The following is a 26,403-nucleotide window of genomic DNA, read 5'->3' on the forward strand; positions in this document are numbered from 1 at the left end:
GAAAAATAGAAGTCTTTAATGGCTTCTATTTTTTTTCGTGTTTTTAATGAACATACTTTAACTAAGGTTCTTGAGTAAGTAAGAGAGCGAGAAGACGAAAATAACATACTCATAAGGTGTTCATGAGTAAGTAAGAGAGCGAGAAGACGAAAATAACATACTCATAAGGTGTTCACGAGTAAGTAAGAGAGCGAGAAGACGAAAATAACATACTCACAAGGTGTTCATGAGTAAGTACAACAGCGAGAAGCAGAAAGTAACTAACTCATCAGATTAGAACGGATGTTGCTCATCTCAAATTGGAGATGAGGGAAGGCTAAAGATCCCTTTGGAACGAAATAGCTCAGCTCATGCTCCTATTTAAAGCGTACATCCTGCAGTGGAAATAAGCGTCCTTCCTTTTCCTTATATAGGTAAACATTCGTTTAGGGAAATTAACCTGACATATTAGTCAAATAAAAAAAGTGCCTTCTTATGATGGTCATAAATAGGCACTTATCTATTTTAAAAGTGGCATTTTAATTTTAATTAATTCTTACGGAATAAAAATTGATTTTAAGTGACGAAGACCTACTAATTTGCTTTCTCCTCTAGATGTAGTCAACTCTATGAAATTTGAGTCAATGGAACTCAACTTACCTATATATTCGTAATTTTCTCCACTGTTCATTACGACTAATTCACCAATCAACTTATTTAATTGAACGTCTAACGTGCGTGCTAAAGGGATATTAGAAGGATTAACAGGTAATAAATTATGACTTAACATATAAGGGGTTTTTTCAGTGAGATACGGGGTTAACCACTTTAAATGCTGTAGGGATATATACATGATTTTATAAATCGGTGAATAGAATACGAAGTAATTATTCATGATGGTTGTAATAAAGCCATGAAAAGAACGATTATTTGATAGATTAATTTCTACAAAAATCCCTTTGGCAGCAGTTAATACTTTACGTAAAGATAACTCATCTTTTTCGTGTTCTAATTCTTGTAGGGAAGGGACAACACCAAAGGATTCTTCGAGTGTACTTTCACTAAGATTATGAATATGAAGTAGTGGAATATAAAGGAAATTTTCACCATTGAAAACAACTAATAAATCATTTCCAACTTCAATTAAGATTCCATCAACATTACTGTTACCAGATATTTCAATTGTAACTTGTTTGTTGAGAAAATTTTTGAAACTTGCCATGATTTTCTCCTTTCTTAAAAAGATAAATCATTATGATTCAGACATGTTCATTTCTGAAAAAGGATTTTCAATTTTATTAATATGGACATATCAATTAGGATGATAGTTTGTCTAAATAAAATCAATCATTTCATCTAAAGGTTGGCAAGGTAGATAGTGCCTGTCTTATATGAATGAAAAAAGATTATTAAGTTTGAAAATTTTATAGATGGATCAGTTATTTCATAACAGCATACTTCCAATGATCTATTGATTACCACTCAAAATTAAGTATAGTTTCAAATTACTTTATAATGGTTTTACATAATTAGAATGGCATCGAGGGTCAAAGTTTTATAAAAAAGGGTCGTTTTATTTCATAAAACGACCTTTCTAAACATTATTTTCTTCTTCTTAATGTTTGGCTTGTCGTATTACTTCTTTCGTAAACTTCAAATTTTTCTCCGAAACTTACACTTTTTACATGATAAGTAGCAATATACACTAGTTCATCGTTAAAAGAAATTTCTACATAATCATGGTTTGCATCAAGAAGAATGCCTTCAACTTTGTCGTGGCCACCGCGATTAATTTTTACCCATTGTCTAACTTGAGAATTTAATAAGTCTACAAAACTCTCGTTTGGTAATAATTCAATCTTATTGTACATTTCATCAAAAGATAATTTACCTTTAGCAAATGAAGTTACGCTTTTAATATGAGTATAAGGGAAGTAGATTACACCTTCAGCCTCTGTAAAAAGAGCAATATGTGTTCCAAATGCACCAATTAATAAACCTTCTTTAGATTCATGACCTCCTCGACCAATTCTAACTCCTTTACCTACGAATACTGAGAATAACTCTTTATTCACTTTTTCATCGCTCCTTGTTTTTTCTGTGCGGTTACAATGTATTTATATGTGCCCTGTCAATTGTTTGTACTAGGATATTTGTCCAATTTATATGAATATGTATAAAATTAGTCAAGTGTTGATAGGCGAATATATCGTATTTCTATCAAATTTGTAGGTTACTTGTTTGAGAAAAAAGTAACATGATAAATATTGTCTGTTCATATAATTTATGAGAGCACACTTACGAGGGAGGAACAACAATGGCAAGAAAAGAGTCTAAAGAAGGTGTAAAGCCATTATTATATATTGCGCAGCCGGATTTTCAAGAAGCCAAGTTGAACGTACAACACTCTTATGTGGTCAAAGTAAATAATCAGGATCAAAAACAAAAGGATAAAAAATATGTAGCTCCTAAATACGAAGAAGTTGAAGATCTAGAAGAAGTAGAGGAATTAGAAGTTGTTGTGAATTTAGATCAACAAGAAAATCAACAAGAAGATCAACAAGAAGATCAACAAGAAGATCAAGTCGAACCAGACAATGCTTGGATGAAAAAACCATTTAAAGCTATGACGAATGAAGAAAAAATTTTATTTATGATCAATAAGCCTCATTATATTCCAAAGGTTGAGTGCCGAATTCGAACAGAAAAAGATTTATATATTGGCTATATTATGGGTTACAACGAAGGAAAGGTTTCAATTAAGGTTTCTTCAAAAATTAATGACGTCGAATTGGATATTCAAAGTATTGTAAGTATTCAAATGGTAGGTATTTAAGGCGTTAAAAAGGTGGTAGATACATGATCTACCACCCATAGTTTTTTAGTTTACATTAAACTTACAGATTTGAAACGTGTACGTCACGTAAGCATTGGATTGCACAGAAGCAATCTAAGTCAACAGTTACACAAGTGTTTGAAGCAACAAACATTTCACCGTCTAGTAGTTCACAGAAAGTGTTTTGGTTGTTATTTTTGTTGTTGTCTTTGCCGTCACCAGTTTTAACAGGAACTAATGCTCTTAACACCGCACAGCAATCATCATCTACACTTTCAACACGGAAAACAACTGTATCTTGGCAATTGTTGACTTGAGCGTTTTTGTTGTTTTGGTTGCCGTCTTGATTTTGATTATTAGCTTGTTGAGCCATAACTGCCATCATATTATTATTAAATGCTGGTACTCTAAATAATTCACCGTTTGCTAAATACAATAGGAAAGGGCGAGTATTTGCAAGTGGTACATTTGGGTTAGCACCTAAGAATGGAACGTCACAACCTGTTGGGCAAGTGTGTGTTGCGCAATCTTGTAGATCGTTTATGAATTTTACAACGTCACATACACAGTGGTTTCTTTTTTTGTCGTGGTTGTCTTTGCAACTCATCTTTTTCACTCCTTATCACTTTTAGATGGATATTACATTAACTATGATATTAAGCAGGCGAAAAACGGTTACTGAAGATTATTGCTTTTTTAGATAAATGGGCTTAGGAGCAGAGTAGTACAGTTAAAGCTAGAAGGACAAAGCAGAGCTTAGATCTGTAAAAGGGGAATAGGGAGAGTAAAAAAGAGAAGGGGAGGAGAAGGGTTGGAAGGGATTAGAGGAGCATAAACGTAGGGTAAGGAAGTGAGATTATTTAGCCCTTGCATCCATATCCCATGTCCTTCGTACTTAACATGGATATAAGTTGGTTGTTGCTATTCATCTTAATTTTGGCAAGCTTTCGATTGACTCGTTTAGTTGTTCACGATAAAATAACAGCTTTTCTAAGAAGACCTTTTATTGATGAAATAACTCTTGAAGAAAATGGGATGCCAGTTACTTATACAAAGATTAAAGGAAGTGGAATTCAATACTTTTTTGGTGAGTTATTAAGTTGTACTTGGTGTAGTGGAATTTGGTGTACAGCGTTTTTACTATTAATATATGTGTTCTTCCCACATGTGGGAGAGTTCATCATCATTTTATTAGCTATTGCAGGGGCAGCAGGCGTAATAGAAACGATTGTTAATAGACTGAATTCGTAATTTTAGGTAGAACGATTGAAAATTCCTTTCATATACTATTATGAATAGACTTATATAGGAGGGAAGATATGTATAATCAAGGTCAAGGTCAAATGACTCCTTATCAATGGCAACAACAACAACAACAGTACCAAATGCAACAACAAATAATGCAACAACAAATGAATCAAGCGAACTATAACCCATATTACCAAGGCGCTCCGGCCGGCTATGTGAAAAAATCAGGTTGTGGCTGTGGCAGTAGAACAACTAGACGATAAATTATAAAAAGGTGAGCATATTTGCTCACCTTTATTTTTGTCCAATATTTAAAATTAGTTTGTTCAATCTCATTTTTTATTAATAAAACGTCGAATTAATCTTGAAGAATTAGCTTTTTTGCCTCTTCTTTTTTGAAGGATGGATAAGTATAATAGCTTTCTAGCTCTTGTACATGCCACATAAAGAAGGCGACGTTCTTCTTCTAGTTGATCTAAGTTACCATTTTTTAAAGATTCTAAAGCATAATCATGAGGGAATCCGCCGTCTACAACACCTAGAATATAAACATAATCATACTCTAATCCTTTTGAACGGTGAGCTGTTAAAAGCGAAATATTACCTTGTGATGACTGATTTTTTTTCTGCTTATATTCTTTAAATTTAGCAGAGATATGAAATGCGTGATCAATAAACTCTCTAATTGATTTGAAATTTTTGCTTACGACTTTTAAATCTCTTAAATCATCAGAAGGTCGTTCGATTTTATTAGACTCATTTCCACGTTTTTTAATATAGTCCATAAATGCTGGACTTTCTTCAATTCGCTCAATTGCATCTAAAGGAGATGCATGTCTTAAATAACGTAAAATCTTTATCAGGTTCTCAATTTTTTTAATTTGAAATGGTGCTGCACTTTTAATAGTAGTGAATGCTTCTAAGAAAGATAGATTTTGCATTACACTATTCATTTTTGCATCTTGAAATGCTTGTTGTTTTAGAAAAAAGACAGGTAATATTTCCTTCAATGCTGCTTGGTGATCCTCATCTCCTATTAATAGTAGGAAAGAGATCATTTTTCGAATAATCGGTCGATCATAAAATGAGTCACCATCTTGATCGATTGTAAACGGTAAGCTTGTTCCAATTAATCGTTCAAAAACAGCCCTTGATGCAGTATTAGTGCGATACAAAATTGCAAATTGTCCTGGATTTGCACCGTTATTAATTTTTTCTTTCATATCATTAATAATCATCGTTGCTTCTTCTTCTTCATCGTATGGAAAGAAGAAAGAAGGTACTTGATCGTAGTCATATTGAGCATGCATTGATTTGACAAAGCGGTTTTTATTAGGCTTAATAACTTCGTTTGCTAATGATACAATCCCGTGGGTGGAACGATAATTTTCACTTAAATGATAAATTGTAGATCCTTGGAAATGCTCTTTAAAGTCTAAGATAAACCTAGGGTCACTTCCTCTAAACGCATATATTGACTGATCATCATCACCAACAGCTGTAATGTTTTCTGTATGTTGAAATAGGATTTTTAGAATATTGAATTGGATTTTATTAATATCTTGAAACTCATCCACTAATAAACATTTAAATCGATTTTGATAATGTAAAAGTAATTCATTATTTTCATTTAACATTTCAAAGCAACCGAGTAACATATCGTCAAAATCAAATTGTCCGTTTTGCTTTTTTAATGATTCATAGCCTTCATAAAGAGAAGCGACTTGTTCTTCCCAAGCATCTTTTGATCTAATCTCATGTGGATAAACACAAGAGTTCTTCCATAAGCCGATTTGTTGAATAGCTTGGTCGTATGCAAATGATTTTTCATCAATTTCAAGTCGTCGACCAATTTGCTTTAACATGATCTCCTTTTGAAAATCCGATTTAATTAATCGACTTGAATCCCATTTTGCACGATCAAACCGTAAAAGCATTTTATAAAAAATACTATGAAAGGTACCAATTTCCATTTGTTGAATAGGGTAACCTAGACCTTTCATTCGTTCTTTCATTTCTGCAGATGCTTTTGACGTGAATGTTACGAGCATCATTTCATGCGGGAGTATACCGCTATTCATTAAGTGCATTGCTCGTGTTGTAATGACTCGTGTTTTACCACTTCCGGCTCCAGCAAGTACAAGTAATGGCGAACCGATATGTGTAACAGCATTCCATTGTTGTGAATCTAATGAAATTTGATTGATTACAAATTCATCCGTTTTTTGTTCATTTTTTTTATATGGTGGAATATTGTAAAAAGGTAGTCTGTTAATAAATTGATTTTCATCTATTTTTTCGATTGTAGCTGTATTTGAAATCGAACGCTTAGTAGGTAGTTTAATAATACGATCGTTAGTATTTTCGGTAGTAGAATTATTATGTTCAAATCTAGCAACAATTTCTTGCTCCAACTCTACGATATGATTTATACATGCTAGATTTTGCTCTTTGTTTATATGATAAAAATGAGGAATATCATAAATAGTTAATGTGAAGCTTAATTTTTGATGGCAATTAACACATTTAACTTCCCCGCGAATACTGGCTTGATATATTTCCTCATATCTTGATCGAGGGAATTCTGGTAAATAGATTGATTGATTTTGATAGTTTGCAATTTTCATTATTTTCCCCCTTAAAATTAAAGCAGACTCATCTATGTTACCAAAAAGATTTGTGTACGAAAAGTGAATTTTAATGGGAAAAAAGTATCTTTTCATCTGGATAGAACTAAATACATTAGTATGATCGTTATTTGTCACATAGCCTCGAGTATAGTTTTTTTTTTTCCATGAAAAAACTATGATTCAATTGAATCATAGTTTTAAGTGTGTTTAATTTAATTTTAGTTTCATTTCGGCATGTGGAATACCAGCTTCAAAAAATATTTCGGAAGAGATTGCATAACCTAATTTTTCATAAAAAGGAATGGCAGATTCTTGTGCGTGTAGGACTAATTGATTTAAGCCTTTTTCCTTTGCAGTTTTATGAATTAAGTACATAATTTCATTCCCAATTTTTTTTCCTCGATAGTTACTTAAAACGCAAATTCGCTGAACTTTTCCAGTCGATTCGATTAATCTAAGTCGACCTGCAGCAATCGGCTGTTCTCCATCGTATGAAACAAAATGTATACATTCTTCGTCAAGGCCATCAAACTCTAATTCTCTTGAAATTTGTTGTTCCTCTACAAAAACTTCTACTCGTACTTTAAGAGCGTCTTGTATACTTGAGTCTGTTGCTGCGACGATTGTGCGAATGCTCATTTTTTTGCTCCTAATTTAAATGTTTCATACACTTCCCAAGCACCGTTTTCTAATTGGTAAACTAATTTAAAGTTATCTACTACTTCATTGTAACTAAATTGAATCATACGTAACTGGCCTAGAATATCAGCAAATTCAGCATCTTGTAATTGCTGACCGATTGTAATATGCGGTATGAAAGCATAATCTTTTATTTCTGGGAAAGCGCCAGTGTGCATTTTTTCATGAAGCTCTTTTAATGCTTCAACAGGTGTAACTTTTAAATAGATGACATTATTAACTGGTGCAAAAGAACTTACTTTATTAATTTCCAATTCAAATGGTTCAATTTGACTCGCAATTTCATTTAATTGTGAAATAATATTTGGAAGTTGCTCTTCGTTTAATTCGAATCCACTTCTTAATGTTACATGAGGAGAGATTAACGTATAAGCTGGATCAAAACGTTTTCTATACTCATTAGCCTTTTCTTGAACGAAATTAGATGGGAAAATAACAACGCCACATTTCATAAAAATTACCTCCTGTTTGCAATACTTTATATTTTAATTTGAAAAAATTAACAAAATAAAAATAACTAATTTTAATTATACCAAATTTTTTGAAAATCGCTAAGTTTCACGAATTATTTTGCTAAACTAATTTTTAATACATCTTCAAGTTGCTTTTCCCAGTTTGTCCAAGTATGGTCCCCTTCATATTCTGAGTAATGTAATTCTACAGGGAAATTTGCTAAATATTCCTTTAACTGTAAACCACCTTTGACAAAATTAACCCATTGCTTACTTGGTGTGAAAACATTATCTTCTTGTTTTCCAACAGTTTGAACAATAGAAAGAATCGAATTTAATTTTGTATTCTTTAAAAATTCTATGACATCATCGTTCACAAATGGTGATTGCATAATGACTTGTCCAAATGTATTAGGATATGTAAATGCAGCTTGTAATGAAACAGTACCACCTAATGAATCGCCGATTAATGTTCTGCTATGGGCTAATCCAAGTAAAGGTAAATGATCATCTAAATATGGAAGTAATTCTTCAGCTAAAAAACGAATATAGTTTTTTTGACCAGGTTGAGAAGGGTGGTATAGTTTAAAGCGCTCATCTGGTGAAGAATATGGTATACCCACTATAATTGTAGGCTGAATTGAACCTTCTTTTGTTAATTTTTCAATTACTCGATGAACTTTTCCTAAATTAAAATAATCTTGTCCATCTTGGGCAATTAATAAGTGATGTTTTATTAACGGAGTGTGCATGCTTGAATAGTATATTGTAAATGTTATCTCTTTTTTAATATGCTCACTATATAATGTATGTTCTTCTCTAGTACCATTTGTTTGAATCATAAAATGTCTCCTCTTCTTTTCCCTAGGATGATATAATTAGATGTTACTTCATACAAAAAATTTAGAAAAGCAAAATGTATTAAACGCTTACAAAATAAGTCTAAAAAGAGGTGAAACATGAGTAAAAAACAACCTAATGCAATGATGTCTTTATTAATTTTGTCCATTGTTGCGATTTCAACTTCAGCTATATTAGCTAAATGGACGAATGCTTCTCCTTCTGTTTTAAGCATGTATCGCCTCTGGTTTACATGTATATGGATGCTACCATTTGTATTGAAACGAAAAATTGAATTAAAAGCTTTAAAAAAATCACATTATAAATCATTCGCTTTAGGTGGGTTAATGTTAGCTATCCATTTTATATTATGGTATGGTTCATTAGTTTTCACTTCAGTGGCAAGCTCAACTATCATATTAGCTCTTCAGCCATTAGTGGCAATGATTCTTGGATACTTTGTATTTAAAGAGCGAACGTCTATGCAATCTAAAATATGTATGATTATCGCTATTATTGGCGTATGTCTAATAGGATTCGGTGATATAGGCTTAAGTATGTCAGCGTTTAAAGGTGATATTCTTTCATTTTTAAGTGTAATTGCTGCAGTGCTCTATTTAATGGTTGGACAAACAACCGTAAAAAATACATCTCATTGGGTGTATAGTTTTTGGGTATTCGCATTTTCAGCAGCGTTTTTAACAATCTATAATATCGTAACGATGGATAATTTCTTTGATTACCAATCAAAAGATTGGATCATATTTATTGCATCTGCCATCATTCCTTCATTAGCACATATTATAAATAACTATTTATTAAATTACGTAAATGCTACGACAATATCAATGAGTATACTTGGGGAACCAGTTGGTGCATCGATTTTAGCAGTTTTCCTTCTTCACGAAATGTTATCATCATTTCAGCTAATTGGAGGCACAATTGTAATTGTGAGTGTATTCTTGTACCTATATCAACAGCAAAAAGAAGTTTCATCAATACAAGTCAAAACAGATAATTCTTCATCAGCTTAGAGAATCACGAAAAGTTATTAAATTAAATTTAAAAATTACTTCAAAAAACTTTCAAATCTATCTTTAGATTGAAAGTTTTTTTGTTTTTTAACTAAAAATAGGTAGAATAGATAATAGCGATTAGAAAAATATTCCATAAACTTTTATCTAGCAAATAAAAGGAGAAAAGAGCTACTTATGAAGAAAAAGAAGAAAAAGGCCAAGAATCCTCTCCATTACATCTTTATTTCTTATATAATCATTACATTTTTATTTTCATTCTTATACTATCTCCCATTTACGCGAATTTCGAATATAAGTTATATAGACAGTTTATTTGTTTCAACGAGTGCGATTAGTGTGACTGGACTAACAACAGTAAACTTAGTTGAGACATTTAATGTATGGGGGAAAATACTATTAATGATCCAAATGGAAATTGGTGCAATTGGAATTGTTGTATTTATTAGTTATGGTTTTATGCTACTCGGTATTCGGATGACAATTTCAAATTTACTAGTCATATCGAAGGATCAAAATCAAAGTAGCTTTAAGACAATTAAAAGATTAAGTTTATCAGTTTTATATACATCATTATTTTTTCAATTTATAGGTGGACTCTTTTTTTATAGTCAATTTAGAGGGAAGTATGATACTGCATTAGAAACTTTATTAGTTACTGCTTTTCATTCCGTTGCAAGCTTTACAAATACCGGTTTTGATTTATTTGGAAATAGTTTAATTTCATTTCAAAAAAATAATGTAGTTTTAATTGTAACAGCAGCGCTAATTTTTATAGGTGGATTAGGCTATCCGACTATTATGGAATATATCTATAAATACAATAAGAAAAAATCCTTATTTACAAGAATTAATATGCGCCTGCATTTTTCGTTTATGATTATTGGGACAATTGTTTTTTGGCTTTTAGAAAGACGACATGCGTTTAAACATTTAAATTTTTTTGATCAACTAACAAATTCATTTTTTTTATCAGTTACGAGTCGAAATGGTGGGTATGCACCGCTTGATATTGCAGAACTAACATTGCCCGCAATCTTAATACTTTTAGTGCTGATGTATATCGGTGGAGCTTCGTCGAGTGCAGCAGGTGGGATTCGTTTAACAACCGTTTCGGTATTAGCTGCAAAGATGTTTTCCGTTATTAAGTCACAGGAAGATACAATTATTTTTAGAACAAGCGTAAAGAAAGAAGTAGTTGACCGTGCATTTGTTATTGCGATGAGCTTTATCATTTTAATCACATCTGCAACAATTTTTATTTCGATTTTTGAACCATTTCAGTTAGATTTAATATTACTAGAAGTCATTTCGGCCATCACAAATACTGGATTATCATTAGGGATTACAACAAATATTCATAGCGTGTCAAAAATAGTCTTAATTTTATTAATGTTTATTGGAAGAATTGGGATTTTCACGTTAATTTATTTCGTACTTCGAGTAGATAATCAAAAATTAAAATATGTTGAAAAAGACTTAGCAGTTGGGTAAGGAGGAAATTATATATGCCAAAACAATATTTGGTAATAGGTGCTGGACGTTTTGGGAGAGGAATTGTAAAAGAATTTGATCGGTTAGGTCATGAAGTTGTTGTTTGTGATAAAGATAAAAAGACATTAGACCAATTAGAAGAGTACACAGAGTATGCAGTAATTGGCGATTTGCGTGAAGAGTCTATTCTAGAGGATTTAAATGTAAGTCAATTTGATGCAGTATTTGTAGCGATTGGAACGGATTCTTTAGCCTCTATCTTAATAACGAGAAGATTGAAAGAGAGAAAAGTAAAAAGAATAATTTGTAAAGCAAATAATCGTGAAGTTGGTGGGATTTTAGAAAGCATTGGAGCGGATTTAGTAATCTATCCAGAAGAGGAAGCTGGACATAAAGCAGCACGTATGGAAGCGATGAGTGGGATAATTGAATACATTGAAATTACAAAGAACGTTGCAGGAGTTGAAACGGTCATACCTGAAAAATTGGTTGGCAAAACATTAAGAGAAATGAGTTTTTCAATGAAATATGGTATTACGGTTGTCCTAATCATCCGTGACGGTGAACCAATGGTATCACAAATTGGAGACGTAGTTTTTCAAAGTGGTGATTTAATTTTTATTGTAGGGGAAAAATCAAAAATTGAATTGTTTAAGAAAAAAGTTGGGTAAATCAATTAGGGCTTAATTATATTTACCTATTTGGAACGTTTAAACGTCATGGTTGAATATACTAATCCTAAATGACTAATCAAGGATTGGTGTTCTTGTATGAGCCAAGTTATGGAAGTTATTGGATCCTGGATAAATGCGTTAGGAACGGTCAGTTCAGCAATTAGTAGTACACCTATGAGAGGGTTAAAAGGAGAAGACCGAAAAGGGTGGGAAGAACTAAGTTTTCATCTGGATTTTGGCGGTAATGCCTTTCAAGCAATCGGAAATATAATAGAAGCTTATTTAGGAGAACCTAGTGTATTAGAAGATGCAGGTGAAATTATCCAAGCTTCAGGTAATGTCACTGTATTATTTAGTTTATTAGCTGCAGAAGCAGAGGAAGAAAAAGAAGAAGAAGAAAAAAACCCAGATCGAGCGATAAAATTAAATATAACAGGGAATGCTCAACAAGCTTTCGGTGGATTAATCGCAGCTTTAGACGAAGTAAGTTCAGAAGATTTTGATGTATCTGGTTTTATGGGGAATTTTTTACAAGCGATTGGAAACACATTACAATCATTAGCTGGTTTCGTAGAGCTAGAAATTGAGGATTTAAAAGACTATTTAGAAGAAACCGGGCAAGTAGAACAACCTAGCGATTTATCAGATGTAGTCATATTTGACGTACTGCAAGAATACCATGGCAGTGCGCCAGTGTCTGAGGCTAGTGAACTATCGGATGGAATTATTTTTGATGAAGTACAAGAATATACGGGAAGATTGCCAGAAGATGAAACTGTTGAACTTACAAATGAAATTGAAATTGAAGATCATAATGAAAAAGTACCAGAACTATTAAGCGAATCTTCTAATGAAGAAATATTGAATGAAATAGAATATCTTTTTGGTAGATTACCAGACTACGAACCAATTGATGAACAATATGAAACGATGCCAACTCAACAGAGTGAATCAATTTCTAGTGAACAAGACGTGCCTAGTGATCTATCAGACGGCGTCATTTTTGATGTACTCCAACAATATGATTCAGAAACTGAAACAAACCCATTAGTGAAGGAATACGAAGAACTAGCATTACTATTAAAATATAGTGGAAGTTGGATTCAAGCTGGTGGTTCAATCATATCCGTATACGCTGAACAAAAAGAGTTATTAAAGCGGAATTCTGATCAAGATGACAAAGAGGAGAAGACATTAGAAAAGAAGAAAAATTCTAAAGGAAAAAATAGACAGAAAAAATCAACGGAGAATAATATAGAACAAAATCAGAAGAAAAGCATGACCTCGGAATATACAGAGATAAAGAAAAAGAGCTAACAAAAATAAGCTATAGTGTGGATGTTAGTTCTAGATACATAGATCATAGAATAAAGCCATTCCGCAAATTTACTTAAAATATTCTTGTAGAAATAGTAAGAATTTAAGATATAAATTAGTAGTGGTTGCAGGAAACAAAACACTCAATCGAAAATGATTTCAGAATTTTTGATTACATAATAGGCAAACAGGAAAATATTAATAGTAAAGAGGGTATACCTTCACCATGTTTAGTTAAGGAATATGGGAATATTAATTTTTAACTATTGGAGAGATCGCCTATGAAAAGTAGAATGATAAAAATCGTTAAAAACTATAAAGTTCAGACATTTGTATTTGGTGTGGGTGTTTTGCTATTGTTCTTAACAATTGTGATTGGTAGTATTCTATTAAGCAATATACCGAAAGACAAAGATTTGAGATGGAAAGATTTAATGCATACAATTGGTGAAATCGAAGCAAGGTCGAATAAATAAGTATTTTTCAAAATGGAAAACTACAAACTAGTGGACTTATTTTCTAAATTTTTTGTTAAATATTGGTTGAAGAGTTTTAGACAAAACAGTATAATAGACTTAATTAGTGAGAATGATTTCTAACATATATTACGATTCCATAGCTCAGCTGGGAGAGCACTACCTTGACAGGGTAGGGGTCGCTGGTTCAAGTCCAGTTGGGATCATTGAAATGAGAAAGCTCAAACCTAAGTGTATCAAGGGTTTGGGCTTTTTTTTTGTTTTTCGGTTATTTTCATTTTTTGTGTTGAATTTTGTTTATTGCACAAATACTGCACAGATATTTCACGAGCATCTTAATTTAAACCAAATTTTTGATCAAATCGATCAGCTGTATTCTTCTGCATTTCTTCATTTGATTTTGAGTAAATACCGAGCATAGTTTCAACTCTTGAATGACTTAAACGCTCACATAATATTTTTGGATTCTCATCTCATCCATTTGCAGTAAAATTTCCGCATTAGTGTGGCGTGATAGGTTGGGAGTTAATCTAGGTAGGTGACTTTATTTTCCCTTTATTACTTTTAACTTTCGTTTTATTTTTATTAGCATTTTTATCATTTCTGTATTTTGAAGGAGATATATTCATCTCTCGTTTAAATGATTGTGCAAAGAACGATTGGGAGGAAAAGCCCGTAATGGTTGAAATACTGGAAATCGGATAATTGGTGGTTTCCAATAATATTTTGCTTTCTCTAATACGAGTTTGAATTAAGTATTCAATAGGTGAGACACCGAGATATTTCCTAAAGGAATGGGCTAGATAATATTTATTGATATGACTTACATTTGCTAAGGTATCCAAACTGATATCTTCGCGAAAATGCTGCTTAATATAATTTTTAATAAATTCAATATCTTTACTGATTTTTTTAGTAGAGGTTTGCTCTACGTTGAAAGTTTTTTTTCTCATCATTTTAAGTAACAAAATTTCTAAAATGTTTTGCATGATCAACTCAGAATCTTCCTGATGGTTTTTTGCTTCCTTGATCAATTGCTCAAGGTAAAAAAGATATGTTTTTTGTTCCTCTTTACAATTGTAAAGAGTGACCTGCCCTGGATATTCTGTAGATGAAAAGGAAAGACCTTGGATACCAAGTACAATGTATTCGAGAGGGTGATCGATATCAGATTTTTCCGTGTGATCGACATTCGGATTGATGATAATGAAATCATGTTCTTTGACAGGGATTTCTTCTTTGTAAAAGATAAAAGTTCCTTTGCCCTCGGTAATATACATTAGCTCTGTAAAGTGATGGGCATGATGGGTGCTATGCCAATTTTTATTGAATTTTGATTTTGTTACATAAAGTAGTTTTACCGGAAGATGGCCTCGTCGAGATTTCGGGACTTCGTACACTTCATTGGACAAACGAATCACTCCTTTTTAGAATTTTCTCCATATTATAACAATTTTTACCGAAATATTAAACAAAAAGCAAGATACCTAAAAAACTGGACAAGATGTTTGTTGTGAAAGCGCTACCTGTTTTGTATTCTTTACTCAAGAGAGAAAGAAAAATAAAGAGGAGGGGTAAGATGAAAAAGAAGTTTTTAGTATCTGGAATGACAGTTTTATTATCTCTAAGTTTAGTAGCCTGTCAGAGTAATACTACAAAAGTTGATAACTCTAATGGCGGAGGTACAGAAACTAGTAAAAAACAAACCATTCATGTGGCTGCACTTGAATCGGCATATGGTAAAGATATGTGGACTAATGTGATTGACGCATATGAAGATGCTAATCCAAATGTTGATGTTGAATTAACGGTGGATAAAAATCTTGAGGATGTTATCGGTTCGAATATGAAGGCAGGTAACTATCCGGATGTGGTGTTATTGGCAACTGGTAGAAAACTGGCACTTACAGAAACATTAATTAAAGATAAAGCTTTAGAAGACATTACAGATGTTTTGGATAGGAACGTTTATGGTGAAGACGTGAAAGTTAAAGATAAGTTAGTACCAGGATTTACTGCTACACTTGCCACTAATCCTTATAATGACGGCAAAACTTATATGGCACCGATGTTTTATAGTCCAACCGGATTATTTTATAATGCTGGTTTATTGAAGGAAAAAGGTTGGGAAGTTCCAAAGACTTGGGACGAGATGTGGGCTTTGGGCGATAAAGCGAAGGCAGAAGGGATTTATTTATTTACGTATCCTACCACTGGTTACTTTGATTCATTCTTCTATTCATTACTATTATCGATAGGTGGACCGGATTTCTACAATAAAGCGATGAAATATGAAAAAGGTATTTGGGAAACTCCTGAAGCAACGAAAGTATTTGGGATTATCCGAAAATTAGCGAAATACACAGAACCAACAACCGTTGCAAATGCTAATGGCAAAGACTACAAGAAAAATCAACAATTGATTCTCGATAACAAAGCATTGTTCATGCCAAATGGTACGTGGGTTGTTGGTGAAATGAAAGATGCGCCTCGATCAAAAGGCTTTGAATGGGGCATGACGGCTATACCAGCCACTGATGCTAGCAAAGACCGTTATGCGTTTACTTTCTTTGAACAAATGTGGATTCCTTCTGCAGCTAAAAATAAACAGGCAGCTAAAGATTTCTTAACGTTTGTTTATTCAGATAAAGCAGCTGAAATTTTTTCTGGATCAGGTGCGATTCAGCCTATCAAAGGCATTTCTAGTAAACTGACAGGTGACAATAAATTATTCTATAGTATTTATGATAATGGAGTTAAAGCAGGTATGGGCGGATTTGCCGCAACGAAAGCCGTGGAAGGTGTTAGCATGGCAGATACATTATTTGGATCAATCGACAGTATTATGTCTGGTGATAAAAATGTGAAAGATTGGCAAAAATCTGTTGAGAAAGTTAGTGACCAATTACACTCCGCATTAAAATAAATAAATTTATAGTTTTCATTAAATCTAACGGTGACTTTTCTCACCGTTAGATTTATTAAATGAGGTGATGACATGAATAAGAAAAGAGAAAAAAGGATTTTTATCCTTGTTAGTACGGTACCCGCACTAATCCTGTTAGCCATTTTTATGATTTTTCCTACGATAGAGGTATTCAGGATGTCCTTATATAAGTGGGGAGGATTTTCTAATAATAAAGTATTTGTTGGGCTCGATAATTTCAAAATCTTATGGAATGATATGAACTTCTTTCGCTCTCTCCAAAACAGTATTGTATTAATTGTTCTCGTCACACTTATCACTATGGTGCTGGCGATCTTGTTTGCTTCTGTGTTAACAAGAGAAAAGATGAAAGGTAATAGTTTTTTCCGAATTATTTTCTATATCCCGAATATCTTATCCGTTGTGGTTATCTCGGGGATATTTTCTGCAGTTTATGACCCAACCACAGGTTTGTTGAATAATCTACTAGCTTTATTTAACCTTGAGAACCTTCAAAAGATGTGGCTTGGTGATCAAAAAATTGCCATTTATAGCATAGGAGGGGCACTCATTTGGCAAGCCGTTGGTTACTATATGGTCATGTATATGGCAGGGATGGCGAGTATCCCGGAAAGCTTTTATGAAGCATCTTCTTTGGAAGGTGCTGGACGGGTCAGACAATTTTTCAGTATTACATTACCGTTGATTTGGAATAACATTCGTACAACGTTAACTTTTTTCGTTATCAGTACAATTAATTTAAGTTTTCTTCTCGTCCAAGCGATGACTGGTGGCGGCCCTGATGGATCGACGGAGGTATTTTTAAGCTACATGTATAAGCAGGCTTACACCAATTCATCTTATGGTTACGGTATGGCTATTGGGGTAGTTGTTTTCCTATTCTCATTTGCATTATCTGCAATTATTAGCTACGTCACCAAAAGGGAAGTGTTGGAGTATTAAGGAGGTCCAAAAACGATGGAAACACAAAAAAAAATGACTGCAGAAACATCTTATAGAGGTCCAAAAAGAATGAAAACACAAAAAGGAATGACTGCAGAAACATCTTATACAGGTCCAAAAAAGATGGAGACACAAAAAGGAATGACTGCGGAAACATCTTATAGAAGTCCAAAAAAAATGAAAATCCAAATAGGAATGACTGCAGAAACAGCTTATCGCTATTTTATGTACGTTGCACTAATTACATTAGCAATCTCTATTATTATTCCTGTAGCATGGGTCTTCTTAGCTTCAGTGAAGAAAAACTCGGAATTTTATGGAAGTCCTTGGGCCATGCCGAAAAGTTTCTATTTTCAAAACTTCATCGATGCTTTCCAAAAGGCAAACATGGGTACATATATGTTGAATACAGTCATGGTGACTGCATTGGCTCTTCTTATATTATTGATTGTGGCCTTGCCAGCAGCCTATGTGCTGGCAAGATACACCTTTAGAGGAAGTAAATTAATAAATGCTTTTTTTAAAGCTGGATTATTCATCAATGTGAACTACATTATTGTTCCAATTTTCTTAATGTTATTGGACGGGGATAACTTTTTAAGGGGACAATTTGGGGAGGGATTCCTACTAGACAATTTATTTATTTTAGCTTTGGTGTATGCGACGACTGCGTTGCCATTTACTGTTTACTTGTTGTCTAGTTTTTTTCAATCTCTTCCATCCACGTATGAGGAAGCAGCGTTGGTCGATGGTGCCGGATATTTCAAAACAATGATTTTAATTATGATTCCGATGGCTCGTCCAAGTATCATTGCCGTCATTTTATTTAACTTTCTTTCCTTTTGGAACGAATACATTATTGCCCTAACATTATTGCCAGGATCAAATAAAACGTTACCTGTTGGGCTAATGAACTTGATGGCAGCCCAAAAATCTGCTGCGAATTACGGTCAAATGTATGCAGGAATGGTACTCGTCATGCTACCAACCTTAATTTTATATATCATTGTTCAAAAAAAATTAACACAAGGGATGACCCTTGGCGGTTTAAAGGACTAAAGGAGGATTTATATGGAAAAGAAAAAAGGCCGCGTTACTTTACCAAGTGAAGAAAACTTTCTTAAGGAAACAAAAGAATTGATGGAACGTTGGGGTGCAGATGCGATTCGCGATAGTGATGGAACAAAATTAGATGATGATATTAAACAATTAGATGCAAAAATTTATACTACTTATTTTGTTGCTAGAGGTAACAATGAGTTCGCAGAGAACCATATGGAAGAATGCCAGCAACTTTATTTGATGAGTTTGTTTAATACTGCAATCACTGACACACTTGAAATTGATTTTATGAAAGGTTATTTTGAGGAACAACTTAAGCCGGATTATCTTCACAATCCTAAGAAATATTGGGAGGTCATCGACCGGACAACTGGAGAAGTTGTTGATGTTAATGATTGGAAAGTAAATGAAGAGCAAAATCGTATTTTGATTACAAATGCAATTCCTTGGCATGAATACACGGTGTCATTCTTAGTATATGCAATTTGGGATCCAACCCAAATGTACAATCATATTACAAACAATTGGGGTGATAAACCGCATGACATTCCTTTTGATGTTAGGCAGCCACACTCCAATGAATTTATGAGATCCTATTTAAAACAATGGCTGGCAAAAAATCCAGATACAGACGTGGTCAGATTCACAACGTTTTTCTATCATTTTACCCTTGTGTTCAATAATCTTGGCAAAGAAAAATTTGTCGATTGGTTCGGTTATGGAGCAAGTGTTTCAGTGGCTGCATTAGATGATTTTGAACAAGAAAAAGGCTATCGTTTAAGACCGGAAGATATAGTTGATCAAGGCTACTACAATACTACGTTTCGAATCCCAACTCCAGCCTATCTAGATTATATTGATTTTGTACATAAGTTTGTTACCGATGAAGCAAAAAAACTTGTGGATATTGTCCATAAAAGTGGCAAAGAAGCGATGATGTTCCTTGGAGATAACTGGATTGGTACAGAACCGTATGGAAAATACTTTGAAAATATCGGATTGGATGCAGTGGTAGGGAGTGTTGGAGGCGGAGCAACGCTACGAATGATTGCCGATATCCCTCATGTTCGTTATACAGAAGGGCGATTCTTACCTTATTTCTTCCCAGATACATTTTACGAAGGTAACAACCCGTTGATTGAAGCAAATGAAAACTGGCTAACGGCTAGGAGAGCATTACTACGAAAACCCATTGACCGAATTGGTTATGGTGGTTATTTAAGCCTGGCCTATCAGTTTCCGAAATTTGTCTCCTATATTGAAAAAGTCACCGAGGAATTTCGTGAAATATATGAAACGATCAACGGTATTCAGCCATATTGCGGTCTTAGAGTTGCAATTTTGAATTCTTGGGGTAAGTTGAGAACCTGGCAAACACATATGGTTGCCCATGCCCTATGGTATAAACAAATTTATTCCTATTTAGGTGTTTTGGAATCCTTGAGTGGAGCTGCGGTGGAAGTCCAGTTCATAAGTTTTGATGATATCATCAACAATGGGATTCCTGAGGGTGTTGATGTCATCATTAATGCCGGGGATGCGGGTACAGCTTTTTCAGGCGGGGCTCAATGGACTAATGAAAAGTTAGTCACTACAATCAGGGCCTGGATATATAATGGCGGAGGGTTTGTAGGTATTGGCGAACCGACAGCTTTTCAGCACGAAGGCCATTATTTTCAATTGGCGAACGTCTTAGGTGTTGACAAAGAACTAGGATTCAGCTTATCAACAGATAAATATTTTGTCACTCCTGTCGAAGAGCATTTTATTTCTGCGGACAGCACCCAATTCGATTTTGGTGAAGGTATGAAAAATATTTATGCGCTATCAGAGGAAACTGAAATTATTGATTATTCTGATGGGGAAGTCCACCTTTCCAGTCATCCGTTTGGAGATGGCAGAGCTGTCTATATAGCTGGACTGCCATACAGCGAAGAAAATACGCGTCTGCTAATGCGCGCGTTATACTATGCTGCCCATAAAGACGGAGAATTCCAAAAATTTCATGCCAGCAACATTTATTGTGAAGTCCATGCGTATCCATCCATTCAAAAAATGGCGATTGTCAACAATTCAATGATCGAACAAACGACGACTTTCTACGACGGACAAGGCAATAGGAAAGAAGTGACGTTGGCACCTAGTGAAATCCGATGGGAGGATTTTTTAAATGAAGGCTAATGCTTTATTCATTATTAAATTTGTTATGTTTATCACATGCGTGTCCTTGATTATCATCTACCAAAAGACGGCAGGTAAACACGAACTGGGTATGATGTTAATCGGATTAGCTGGTCTATTAGGACTAGTTTATGTTTACAATCGAAAATACATTTAAACCAAACAGGTAGAAGATTAATTAAAGGCTTCGCAGATATGTTGACAATCATAGAAAATGACATAAAGGTTCAAATACATACTTAGGAGTGCGAACACATGAAAAGGGCAATCGGTATTGATATTGGAGGTACGAAGATTGCAGCGGGAATCATATCGGATACCGGCGAACTGCTTGAACGTACTGAAGTAAAAAGTGACCCATCAGATCGGGAATTAATGTTTGATAGAGTCGTAGAAGCTGTGGAACAAGTTCTTCGAAAATCAAGGATTACAATCGCTGATATCGAGGGTATTGGTGTTGGCGTACCAGGAAAAGTTGATTATGAGAAGGGTGTCGCTGTTTTTCAAAACAATTTACCGTGGAAACAGTTTCCCATTACAGTCCGTTTACAGGAGCAATTTGGCATCGAGAGGATTACCATTGACAATGATGTCTATATGGCAGCGTTTGCCGAATGGAAAGCATCGCAGGTGAAAAGGGATGAGACCTTTGTCTACGTGACTATAAGTACGGGAATCTCCTGTTCTATCATTCATAAAGGTTCATTTTTCAGGGGGGCTGGATTTGCCGGGGAACTGGGGTTGATTCCAGCACGCTGGAAAGGGACTAATGATCGATTGGAAAAAATCGCTGCCGGGCCAGGAATCCAGAGAATAGCCGAAAGAGAATTACAGGTAGATACTATTTCAACTGAGGATGTATTTGCTGGTTATATAAACGGGGTACAGGAATATCAGGCTATCATTAACGAGATAACCGACTATTTAGCTCAAGGGATTTATACGATTTCCTGCTTATTGGATCCGCACAAAATAGTTTTCGGTGGCAGTGTCATTGTGAAAAATCCTTTTCTACTGCAGTTGATTAAAGTAAAGCTAAAAAACTATCAGCTTCTTGAGCAACAACATCTTTTAGAGGAGATGAGCATCAGTAAATTGGCGCAGAATAATGGAGTTGTTGGTGCTGGATTACGAATATTTGAAGGTATGTATGAAAGCATTGCCGACACACATTCATGATCGAAATGATTGTAAATAGGTAGAGGAGAGATTATATGTTTACATTAAATGAAGAAAAATTAGTTTCGTTAGGTGCATCGATAACAACGGCGGAAATAAAACAGCAGCCTGATTTATGGGCTGAAACCTTTGAATTGTATATGGAGAAAAGTAAGGAAATTGAAAAGTTTTTTCAAAAATTATTAAAGAAACATAGCCGGGTTCGTGTCATTTTTACAGGAGCTGGAACGTCTGCATATGTCGGTGATACAGTCACCCCTTATCTAATAGAAAAGGTTGATGAACAACAGTGGGAAATGCTGAGTATTCCTACAACCACTTTGGTTTCAAATCCTTACCAATTTTTAAAAAAGGATTTACCAACCTTATTTGTTTCATTTGCTAGAAGCGGGAACAGCCCGGAAAGTATTGCTGCCGTACAATTAGCTGAGCAAATAGTAACCGATTTGTATCAGATAACGATTACTTGTGCTAAAGATGGTAAATTAGCCAAACGGGCAGTAGGGAATGAAAATAATTTATTGCTCTTGATGCCTGAAAAATCAAATGATCAAGGATTTGCAATGACAGGAAGCTATACTTGCATGGCGTTAACGGCTTTACTCGTTTTTGATTCTTTATCGACTGAAGAAAAATTGAAGATAGTGAAAACAATTCGTCAAATGGGTGAAAGTGTCATTCAAAGGGAAGACATCATCAAAGAGATGATCGACTTTGATTTTGACCGAATTATTTATATAGGCTCGGGTAGTTTAGAAGGCTTAGCGAGAGAAGCACAATTAAAAATATTAGAGTTGACAGCTGGAAAAGTTGTTACATCATTTGATTCACCGCTGGGATTCAGACATGGTCCAAAATCATTTGTGAACGAAAAATCATTAGTTTTCGTGTTTGTTTCCAACCATCCTTATACACGTCAATATGATTTAGATATGTTAAAAGAAATGCAGCAGGACAACATTGCCAGCTATATCTGTGCCATCGATGTTGATGGTGAAACAAATTATACTGGGACCAGGTTTGTGTTCGGCAGCGAGGCTCAATCCGTACCAGATGCTTACTTAGCATTACCTTTTGTCATGATTGGGCAAACAGTCTCACTGCTAGCTTCCGTGAAAGTAGGCAATACACCGGATACACCTTCACCGACAGGAACGGTGAATCGTGTCGTTAAAGGTGTTACCATCTATGAATATGAGTAACTAGCGTAGGGGAAAAATGTATGTCTATTTTTATTTTTGCAGATAAGTTTTTTCTTGAGGGGAAGGTTGCAGGGCCAGGTTTTTTGGGAATAAAAGACGGAAAATTCGGTAAATTCTCAGAAAGTAGGCCAGAAAAATCAGCAGAAATCATTGATTATGCAGGACATTGGATTGCTCCTGGTCTAGTAGATACGCATATTCATGGATTTAGAAATCACGACATAATGGACAGTAATTTTGAAGGACTAAATCAAATTTCGGTAGGGCTCCTTTCTTGTGGAGTTACATCCTTTTTACCAACAACTTTGACTTCCTCAACAAAATTGTTGAATAACGTCGTTGAAATGATTGGTGCCAATTACACGAAAGTGCAAGGCGCAAAAATTAAAGGGATCTTTTTAGAAGGGCCGTTTTTTACTGAAAAGCATAAAGGGGCGCAAAACACGAAATATTTTTGTGACCCATCAGTTGATATGTTGAAAGTTTGGCAGAAATTATCAAATGATTCTATTAAAAAAATTGCGATTGCACCTGAAAGAAATGGTGCGGTGGAATTTATTGAATATGCTGTGAGGGAAAATATTGTAGTGGCATTGGCACACAGTAACGCAACTTATGAAGAAGCAAAACTAGCGATTGAAAAAGGGGCTTCGATTTTTGTTCATACTTTCAATGGAATGAGTCCGCTGCACCATCGTGAACCGGGGATGGTCGGAGCGGCTATGAATCTAAAGGATGCTTTTGCTGAAATCATATGTGATGGACATCATGTTCATCCCGTTGCCGCAAATATTTTAATGCAAGTCCGCGGTAGAGAAAAAATCGTTATGGTGTCCGATTGTATGATGGCCGGAGGTATGCCTGAAGGAACTTATCAGCTAGGAGAATTTCCAGTGAAAGTAAAAGATGGGATGGCCCGTTTAGAAAGCGGAAGTTTAGCAGGTAGTATCTTGCAGTTAAAAGATGCTGTCAAAAATGTCGTTAAGTGGGGGATTGCCACACCTGAGGAAGCAATTTATATGGCGAGTACGGCACCTGCTAAAAGTATTCAGCTTGATAGCGAATGTGGGAAGATTGCCAAGGGTTATGCCGCAGACTTTATTGTGCTGACACCTACGATGGATTTAACTGCAACTTTTCTTGACGGTATATGTCGTTTTCAAGTTTAAATAATTTTTTGAAAGAGGGATTACCAATGATTTTATCTGTCACCATGAATCCATCAGTCGATATTTCCTATCCGATTCATGAACTAAAGTTGGATGCTGTTAACCGTGTGGAAACAGTTCGTAAAACTGCTGGTGGAAAAGGATTGAATGTTGCGCGTGTGGTCGCTCAAATGGAAGAAGTTGTCCTAGCGACAGGCGTGCTTGGTGGTATGATTGGCGAATTCATTATTCAAGAATTAAATAAATGCAATATTCCAAATGACTTTTTAAAAATCAAAAAAGAATCAAGAAATTGTATTGCCGTTCTTCATGAAGGGATGCAAACAGAGATTTTAGAATCTGGGCCGACATTGTCCAAAGAAGAAGGGATATTTTTTTTAGAGAAATTTGAATGTCTGCTTACAAAAGCTACACTTGTGACAATTTCGGGCAGTTTACCAAAAGGATTACCGACTAACTTTTATCATCAAATGTTAGAAATCTGTCACAAAAATGGAATTCCGGTGATTATGGATTCTTCAGGGGAATCTTTTAAACAAGCTTTGTTGTATGAAGAAAAACCATTTGCCATCAAACCAAATATAACGGAATTATCTCAGTTGCTGGGCATTAAAATGGAAGCAGGAATCATGGATTTAAAGCAAGCATTAAACCATGAACTATTTACTGGAATCAAGTGGATCATCGTGTCCATGGGTGGAGAAGGTGCCTTTGTTCAGCATGGCGAGGACTATTACAGAGTTACGATTCCCAAAATAGAAGTGGTCAATCCTGTTGGTTCTGGTGATGCGACAGTTGCAGGGTTCGCTGTGGCTCTACATCAAAATCAGTCGGTCGAGAATGTCATTAAAACGGCGATGACTACAGGAATGTTAAATACAATGGAGGCTAGAACGGGTTATATTAATGTGAATAAGTTTAGACAATACTTTGATTTCGTTAAAGTTGAAAGAATAGATTGATAGAGGAGATTAATGATGTTAGAACTAACAAAAAATAAATTGGAAGCTCTAAAACGTTTATCAGATGAAAATGGAATAATTGGCGCGTTGGCCATTGATCAACGAGGTTCATTGAAAAAAATGATTACGTCTGGCGGTACAAGTCATGTTGGAGATGAGGGCATTATCCGTTTCAAAGAATTGGTTTCTGAGGAATTAACACCATATTCAACAGCGATTCTTTTGGACCCGGAATATGGTCTACCAGCGGCAAAGGCCCGCAATAAAGACTCCGGATTAATAGTAGCGTATGAAAAAACTGGCTACGATGCGTCTGAAGTAGGTCGTTTGCCTGATTTATTAACGGAATGGTCAGTGAAACGATTAAAGGAAGTAGGTGCCGATGCTATTAAATTCTTACTCTACTATGATTGTGATGAAGATGAAAAGATTAATAAATATAAACATGTCTATATGGAACGTGTCGGATCCGAGTGTGCAGCTGAAGACCTTCCATTTTTCTTGGAGATTGTTACTTACGATGCTAAAAATGATGATGTAAAAAGTAAAGCGTACGCAAAAGTAAAACCCCATAAAGTAATTGAGGCTATGAAGGAGTTCTCGAAACCCCAATACAAAGTAGATGTTTTAAAAGTAGAAGTTCCGGTAGATATGAATTTTGTGGATGTGTATTCGGAAGGCGAATTCGTTTTCAGTAAAGAAGAAGCAGCTTTCTTTTTCAAAGAACAAAGTAAAGCAACTCATCTTCCATTTATTTTCCTGAGTGCGGGAGTAAGCGCAAAACTATTCCAAGAAACATTAAAATTTGCAAAAGACTCCGGTTCTACCTTTAACGGAGTGTTATGTGGTCGGGCAACCTGGAAAGACGGTGTGGCACCTTTTGCTATAAACGGGGAACAAGCAGGCCGTGATTGGTTAAAAGAAACTGGTAAAAGGAATACTGAAGAACTGAGTTTCGTGTTGAAAGAGACAGCCAACTCATGGTTCGCTAAAGTGGAATAAATATCAATACTAATAAATTTAAATTTGCTAGAAAAGAATCCATTTTGATCAATCTTTTTCCAAAATGGATTCTTTTTA

The 26,403-nt window shown here is 34.7% G+C and carries 26 protein-coding genes and 1 tRNA gene; 19 read left to right on the top strand and 8 right to left on the bottom strand.

Annotated elements, in window-relative coordinates; translation table 11 throughout:
• Nucleotides 1-535: 535 nt before the first annotated feature.
• On the bottom strand, nucleotides 536-1,201 hold the full coding sequence (locus ACFWM3_RS08425; RefSeq protein WP_056473661.1) for a hypothetical protein: 666 nt from the start codon (nucleotides 1,199-1,201) through the stop codon (nucleotides 536-538).
• A gap of 379 nt (nucleotides 1,202-1,580) precedes the next feature.
• Nucleotides 1,581-2,054: a spore coat protein gene (locus tag ACFWM3_RS08430; RefSeq protein WP_390311026.1), complete on the bottom strand. Its 474-nt coding sequence runs from the start codon at nucleotides 2,052-2,054 to the stop codon at nucleotides 1,581-1,583.
• Nucleotides 2,055-2,296: 242 nt separating this feature from the next.
• On the opposite strand from ACFWM3_RS08430, the gene ACFWM3_RS08435 reads away from it, so the two are divergent.
• The gene (locus tag ACFWM3_RS08435) at nucleotides 2,297-2,815 is read left to right on the top strand and encodes a CotO family spore coat protein (RefSeq protein WP_390311027.1); all 519 of its coding nucleotides are present in this window, start codon (nucleotides 2,297-2,299) and stop codon (nucleotides 2,813-2,815) included.
• Nucleotides 2,816-2,876: 61 nt separating this feature from the next.
• Here ACFWM3_RS08435 and ACFWM3_RS08440 read toward each other — a convergent pair whose 3' ends face one another.
• Nucleotides 2,877-3,422: a CotY/CotZ family spore coat protein gene (locus ACFWM3_RS08440; protein WP_390311028.1), complete on the bottom strand. Its 546-nt coding sequence runs from the start codon at nucleotides 3,420-3,422 to the stop codon at nucleotides 2,877-2,879.
• Nucleotides 3,423-3,715: 293 nt separating this feature from the next.
• Between ACFWM3_RS08440 and ACFWM3_RS08445 the strand changes: the two genes are divergently transcribed.
• Together ACFWM3_RS08445 and ACFWM3_RS08450 are read left to right on the top strand one after the other, a co-directional pair.
• Nucleotides 3,716-4,066, top strand: a complete 351-nt coding sequence (locus ACFWM3_RS08445) for a DUF1360 domain-containing protein (protein ID WP_056474236.1) — start codon at nucleotides 3,716-3,718, stop codon at nucleotides 4,064-4,066.
• A 68-nt stretch (nucleotides 4,067-4,134) separates the two neighbouring features.
• Entirely contained in the window at nucleotides 4,135-4,326 is a 192-nt protein-coding gene (locus tag ACFWM3_RS08450; RefSeq protein ID WP_390311029.1) for a cytochrome C oxidase subunit III, read from the top strand.
• Between the two features lie 69 nt (nucleotides 4,327-4,395).
• Here the strand turns inward: ACFWM3_RS08450 and ACFWM3_RS08455 are convergent, their stop codons facing one another.
• The 4 genes from ACFWM3_RS08455 to ACFWM3_RS08470 all read right to left on the bottom strand — a co-directional run bounded on the left by ACFWM3_RS08455 (nucleotide 4,396) and on the right by ACFWM3_RS08470 (nucleotide 8,686).
• Nucleotides 4,396-6,690, bottom strand: a complete 2,295-nt coding sequence (locus ACFWM3_RS08455) for an ATP-dependent helicase (RefSeq protein ID WP_390311030.1) — start codon at nucleotides 6,688-6,690, stop codon at nucleotides 4,396-4,398.
• Between the two features lie 210 nt (nucleotides 6,691-6,900).
• Complete coding sequence (locus ACFWM3_RS08460) at nucleotides 6,901-7,332, bottom strand: GNAT family N-acetyltransferase (protein ID WP_056473672.1); 432 nt, start codon at nucleotides 7,330-7,332, stop codon at nucleotides 6,901-6,903.
• On the bottom strand, nucleotides 7,329-7,844 hold the full coding sequence (locus ACFWM3_RS08465) for a YjcG family protein (RefSeq protein WP_056473673.1): 516 nt from the start codon (nucleotides 7,842-7,844) through the stop codon (nucleotides 7,329-7,331). Before ACFWM3_RS08465 ends, ACFWM3_RS08460 begins: the two co-directional genes overlap by 4 nt.
• A gap of 113 nt (nucleotides 7,845-7,957) precedes the next feature.
• Nucleotides 7,958-8,686: an alpha/beta hydrolase gene (locus ACFWM3_RS08470; protein WP_056473676.1), complete on the bottom strand. Its 729-nt coding sequence runs from the start codon at nucleotides 8,684-8,686 to the stop codon at nucleotides 7,958-7,960.
• A 117-nt stretch (nucleotides 8,687-8,803) separates the two neighbouring features.
• Here ACFWM3_RS08470 and ACFWM3_RS08475 point away from each other — a divergent pair, with 117 nt between their 5' ends.
• The 6 genes from ACFWM3_RS08475 to ACFWM3_RS08500 all read left to right on the top strand — a co-directional run bounded on the left by ACFWM3_RS08475 (nucleotide 8,804) and on the right by ACFWM3_RS08500 (nucleotide 13,885).
• Entirely contained in the window at nucleotides 8,804-9,718 is a 915-nt protein-coding gene (locus ACFWM3_RS08475; RefSeq protein WP_390311031.1) for a DMT family transporter, read from the top strand.
• Between the two features lie 177 nt (nucleotides 9,719-9,895).
• Nucleotides 9,896-11,212, top strand: coding sequence for a TrkH family potassium uptake protein (locus ACFWM3_RS08480; protein ID WP_390311032.1), 1,317 nt, complete (start codon nucleotides 9,896-9,898; stop codon nucleotides 11,210-11,212).
• Between the two features lie 14 nt (nucleotides 11,213-11,226).
• On the top strand, nucleotides 11,227-11,883 hold the full coding sequence (locus ACFWM3_RS08485; protein WP_387360714.1) for a potassium channel family protein: 657 nt from the start codon (nucleotides 11,227-11,229) through the stop codon (nucleotides 11,881-11,883).
• Between the two features lie 99 nt (nucleotides 11,884-11,982).
• Complete coding sequence (locus ACFWM3_RS08490; protein ID WP_390311033.1) at nucleotides 11,983-13,203, top strand: DUF6944 family repetitive protein; 1,221 nt, start codon at nucleotides 11,983-11,985, stop codon at nucleotides 13,201-13,203.
• 281 nt (nucleotides 13,204-13,484) lie between these two features.
• A complete protein-coding gene (locus tag ACFWM3_RS08495) occupies nucleotides 13,485-13,679 on the top strand; it encodes a hypothetical protein (RefSeq protein ID WP_056473683.1) in 195 nt (64 codons plus the stop codon).
• Nucleotides 13,680-13,812: 133 nt separating this feature from the next.
• Nucleotides 13,813-13,885, top strand: a tRNA-Val gene (locus tag ACFWM3_RS08500).
• Nucleotides 13,886-14,209: 324 nt separating this feature from the next.
• Here ACFWM3_RS08500 and ACFWM3_RS08505 read toward each other — a convergent pair.
• Nucleotides 14,210-15,091, bottom strand: a complete 882-nt coding sequence (locus tag ACFWM3_RS08505) for a helix-turn-helix domain-containing protein (RefSeq protein WP_390311034.1) — start codon at nucleotides 15,089-15,091, stop codon at nucleotides 14,210-14,212.
• Nucleotides 15,092-15,258: 167 nt separating this feature from the next.
• On the opposite strand from ACFWM3_RS08505, the gene ACFWM3_RS08510 reads away from it, so the two are divergent.
• The 10 genes from ACFWM3_RS08510 (at nucleotide 15,259) to lacD (ending at nucleotide 26,325) form a co-directional block, all read left to right on the top strand.
• Nucleotides 15,259-16,605 (top strand): carbohydrate ABC transporter substrate-binding protein, encoded by a 1,347-nt coding sequence (locus tag ACFWM3_RS08510; protein ID WP_390311035.1) that lies wholly within the window; start codon nucleotides 15,259-15,261, stop codon nucleotides 16,603-16,605.
• Nucleotides 16,606-16,677: 72 nt separating this feature from the next.
• Nucleotides 16,678-17,568, top strand: coding sequence for a carbohydrate ABC transporter permease (locus tag ACFWM3_RS08515; protein WP_390311036.1), 891 nt, complete (start codon nucleotides 16,678-16,680; stop codon nucleotides 17,566-17,568).
• 69 nt (nucleotides 17,569-17,637) lie between these two features.
• Nucleotides 17,638-18,627 carry a carbohydrate ABC transporter permease gene (locus tag ACFWM3_RS08520; protein ID WP_390311087.1) on the top strand — a complete coding sequence of 330 codons (990 nt, stop codon included), beginning with the start codon at nucleotides 17,638-17,640 and terminating at the stop codon, nucleotides 18,625-18,627.
• Between the two features lie 12 nt (nucleotides 18,628-18,639).
• Nucleotides 18,640-20,811, top strand: a complete 2,172-nt coding sequence (gene gnpA, locus ACFWM3_RS08525; RefSeq protein WP_390311037.1) for a 1,3-beta-galactosyl-N-acetylhexosamine phosphorylase — start codon at nucleotides 18,640-18,642, stop codon at nucleotides 20,809-20,811.
• Nucleotides 20,801-20,968 (top strand): DUF6903 family protein, encoded by a 168-nt coding sequence (locus ACFWM3_RS08530; RefSeq protein ID WP_390311038.1) that lies wholly within the window; start codon nucleotides 20,801-20,803, stop codon nucleotides 20,966-20,968. The genes gnpA and ACFWM3_RS08530 overlap by 11 nt, the downstream gene beginning before the upstream one ends.
• A 98-nt stretch (nucleotides 20,969-21,066) precedes the next feature.
• Complete coding sequence (locus ACFWM3_RS08535; RefSeq protein ID WP_390311039.1) at nucleotides 21,067-21,990, top strand: ROK family protein; 924 nt, start codon at nucleotides 21,067-21,069, stop codon at nucleotides 21,988-21,990.
• Nucleotides 21,991-22,025: 35 nt separating this feature from the next.
• Nucleotides 22,026-23,192, top strand: a complete 1,167-nt coding sequence (locus ACFWM3_RS08540; protein ID WP_390311040.1) for an SIS domain-containing protein — start codon at nucleotides 22,026-22,028, stop codon at nucleotides 23,190-23,192.
• 20 nt (nucleotides 23,193-23,212) lie between these two features.
• Nucleotides 23,213-24,361, top strand: a complete 1,149-nt coding sequence (gene nagA / locus ACFWM3_RS08545) for an N-acetylglucosamine-6-phosphate deacetylase (RefSeq protein ID WP_390311041.1) — start codon at nucleotides 23,213-23,215, stop codon at nucleotides 24,359-24,361.
• Nucleotides 24,362-24,387: 26 nt separating this feature from the next.
• Nucleotides 24,388-25,323: a tagatose-6-phosphate kinase gene (gene lacC / locus ACFWM3_RS08550; RefSeq protein ID WP_390311088.1), complete on the top strand. Its 936-nt coding sequence runs from the start codon at nucleotides 24,388-24,390 to the stop codon at nucleotides 25,321-25,323.
• A 15-nt stretch (nucleotides 25,324-25,338) separates the two neighbouring features.
• Nucleotides 25,339-26,325, top strand: coding sequence for a tagatose-bisphosphate aldolase (gene lacD / locus ACFWM3_RS08555; protein ID WP_390311042.1), 987 nt, complete (start codon nucleotides 25,339-25,341; stop codon nucleotides 26,323-26,325).
• The last annotated feature ends 78 nt before the right edge of the window (nucleotides 26,326-26,403 follow it).

This window comes from Gottfriedia sp. NPDC058432, assembly GCF_042721555.1.
Classification (GTDB): domain Bacteria; phylum Bacillota; class Bacilli; order Bacillales; family Bacillaceae_G; genus Gottfriedia.

What these genes read in the sequence shown, in the direction of transcription:
- ACFWM3_RS08425 (WP_056473661.1), bottom strand. Translation starts at nt 1,201, where the DNA reads ATGGCAAGTTTCAAAAATTTTCTCAACAAACAAGTTACAATTGAAATA.
- ACFWM3_RS08435 (WP_390311027.1), top strand. Translation starts at nt 2,297, where the DNA reads ATGGCAAGAAAAGAGTCTAAAGAAGGTGTAAAGCCATTATTATATATT.
- ACFWM3_RS08440 (WP_390311028.1), bottom strand. Translation starts at nt 3,422, where the DNA reads ATGAGTTGCAAAGACAACCACGACAAAAAAAGAAACCACTGTGTATGT.
- ACFWM3_RS08445 (WP_056474236.1), top strand. Translation starts at nt 3,716, where the DNA reads ATGGATATAAGTTGGTTGTTGCTATTCATCTTAATTTTGGCAAGCTTT.
- ACFWM3_RS08450 (WP_390311029.1), top strand. Translation starts at nt 4,135, where the DNA reads ATGTATAATCAAGGTCAAGGTCAAATGACTCCTTATCAATGGCAACAA.
- ACFWM3_RS08455 (WP_390311030.1), bottom strand. Translation starts at nt 6,690, where the DNA reads ATGAAAATTGCAAACTATCAAAATCAATCAATCTATTTACCAGAATTC.
- ACFWM3_RS08460 (WP_056473672.1), bottom strand. Translation starts at nt 7,332, where the DNA reads ATGAGCATTCGCACAATCGTCGCAGCAACAGACTCAAGTATACAAGAC.
- ACFWM3_RS08465 (WP_056473673.1), bottom strand. Translation starts at nt 7,844, where the DNA reads ATGAAATGTGGCGTTGTTATTTTCCCATCTAATTTCGTTCAAGAAAAG.
- ACFWM3_RS08470 (WP_056473676.1), bottom strand. Translation starts at nt 8,686, where the DNA reads ATGATTCAAACAAATGGTACTAGAGAAGAACATACATTATATAGTGAG.
- ACFWM3_RS08475 (WP_390311031.1), top strand. Translation starts at nt 8,804, where the DNA reads ATGAGTAAAAAACAACCTAATGCAATGATGTCTTTATTAATTTTGTCC.
- ACFWM3_RS08480 (WP_390311032.1), top strand. Translation starts at nt 9,896, where the DNA reads ATGAAGAAAAAGAAGAAAAAGGCCAAGAATCCTCTCCATTACATCTTT.
- ACFWM3_RS08485 (WP_387360714.1), top strand. Translation starts at nt 11,227, where the DNA reads ATGCCAAAACAATATTTGGTAATAGGTGCTGGACGTTTTGGGAGAGGA.
- ACFWM3_RS08490 (WP_390311033.1), top strand. Translation starts at nt 11,983, where the DNA reads ATGAGCCAAGTTATGGAAGTTATTGGATCCTGGATAAATGCGTTAGGA.
- ACFWM3_RS08495 (WP_056473683.1), top strand. Translation starts at nt 13,485, where the DNA reads ATGAAAAGTAGAATGATAAAAATCGTTAAAAACTATAAAGTTCAGACA.
- ACFWM3_RS08510 (WP_390311035.1), top strand. Translation starts at nt 15,259, where the DNA reads ATGAAAAAGAAGTTTTTAGTATCTGGAATGACAGTTTTATTATCTCTA.
- ACFWM3_RS08515 (WP_390311036.1), top strand. Translation starts at nt 16,678, where the DNA reads ATGAATAAGAAAAGAGAAAAAAGGATTTTTATCCTTGTTAGTACGGTA.
- ACFWM3_RS08520 (WP_390311087.1), top strand. Translation starts at nt 17,638, where the DNA reads ATGAAAACACAAAAAGGAATGACTGCAGAAACATCTTATACAGGTCCA.
- gnpA (WP_390311037.1), top strand. Translation starts at nt 18,640, where the DNA reads ATGGAAAAGAAAAAAGGCCGCGTTACTTTACCAAGTGAAGAAAACTTT.
- ACFWM3_RS08530 (WP_390311038.1), top strand. Translation starts at nt 20,801, where the DNA reads ATGAAGGCTAATGCTTTATTCATTATTAAATTTGTTATGTTTATCACA.
- ACFWM3_RS08535 (WP_390311039.1), top strand. Translation starts at nt 21,067, where the DNA reads ATGAAAAGGGCAATCGGTATTGATATTGGAGGTACGAAGATTGCAGCG.
- ACFWM3_RS08540 (WP_390311040.1), top strand. Translation starts at nt 22,026, where the DNA reads ATGTTTACATTAAATGAAGAAAAATTAGTTTCGTTAGGTGCATCGATA.
- nagA (WP_390311041.1), top strand. Translation starts at nt 23,213, where the DNA reads ATGTCTATTTTTATTTTTGCAGATAAGTTTTTTCTTGAGGGGAAGGTT.
- lacC (WP_390311088.1), top strand. Translation starts at nt 24,388, where the DNA reads ATGATTTTATCTGTCACCATGAATCCATCAGTCGATATTTCCTATCCG.
- lacD (WP_390311042.1), top strand. Translation starts at nt 25,339, where the DNA reads ATGTTAGAACTAACAAAAAATAAATTGGAAGCTCTAAAACGTTTATCA.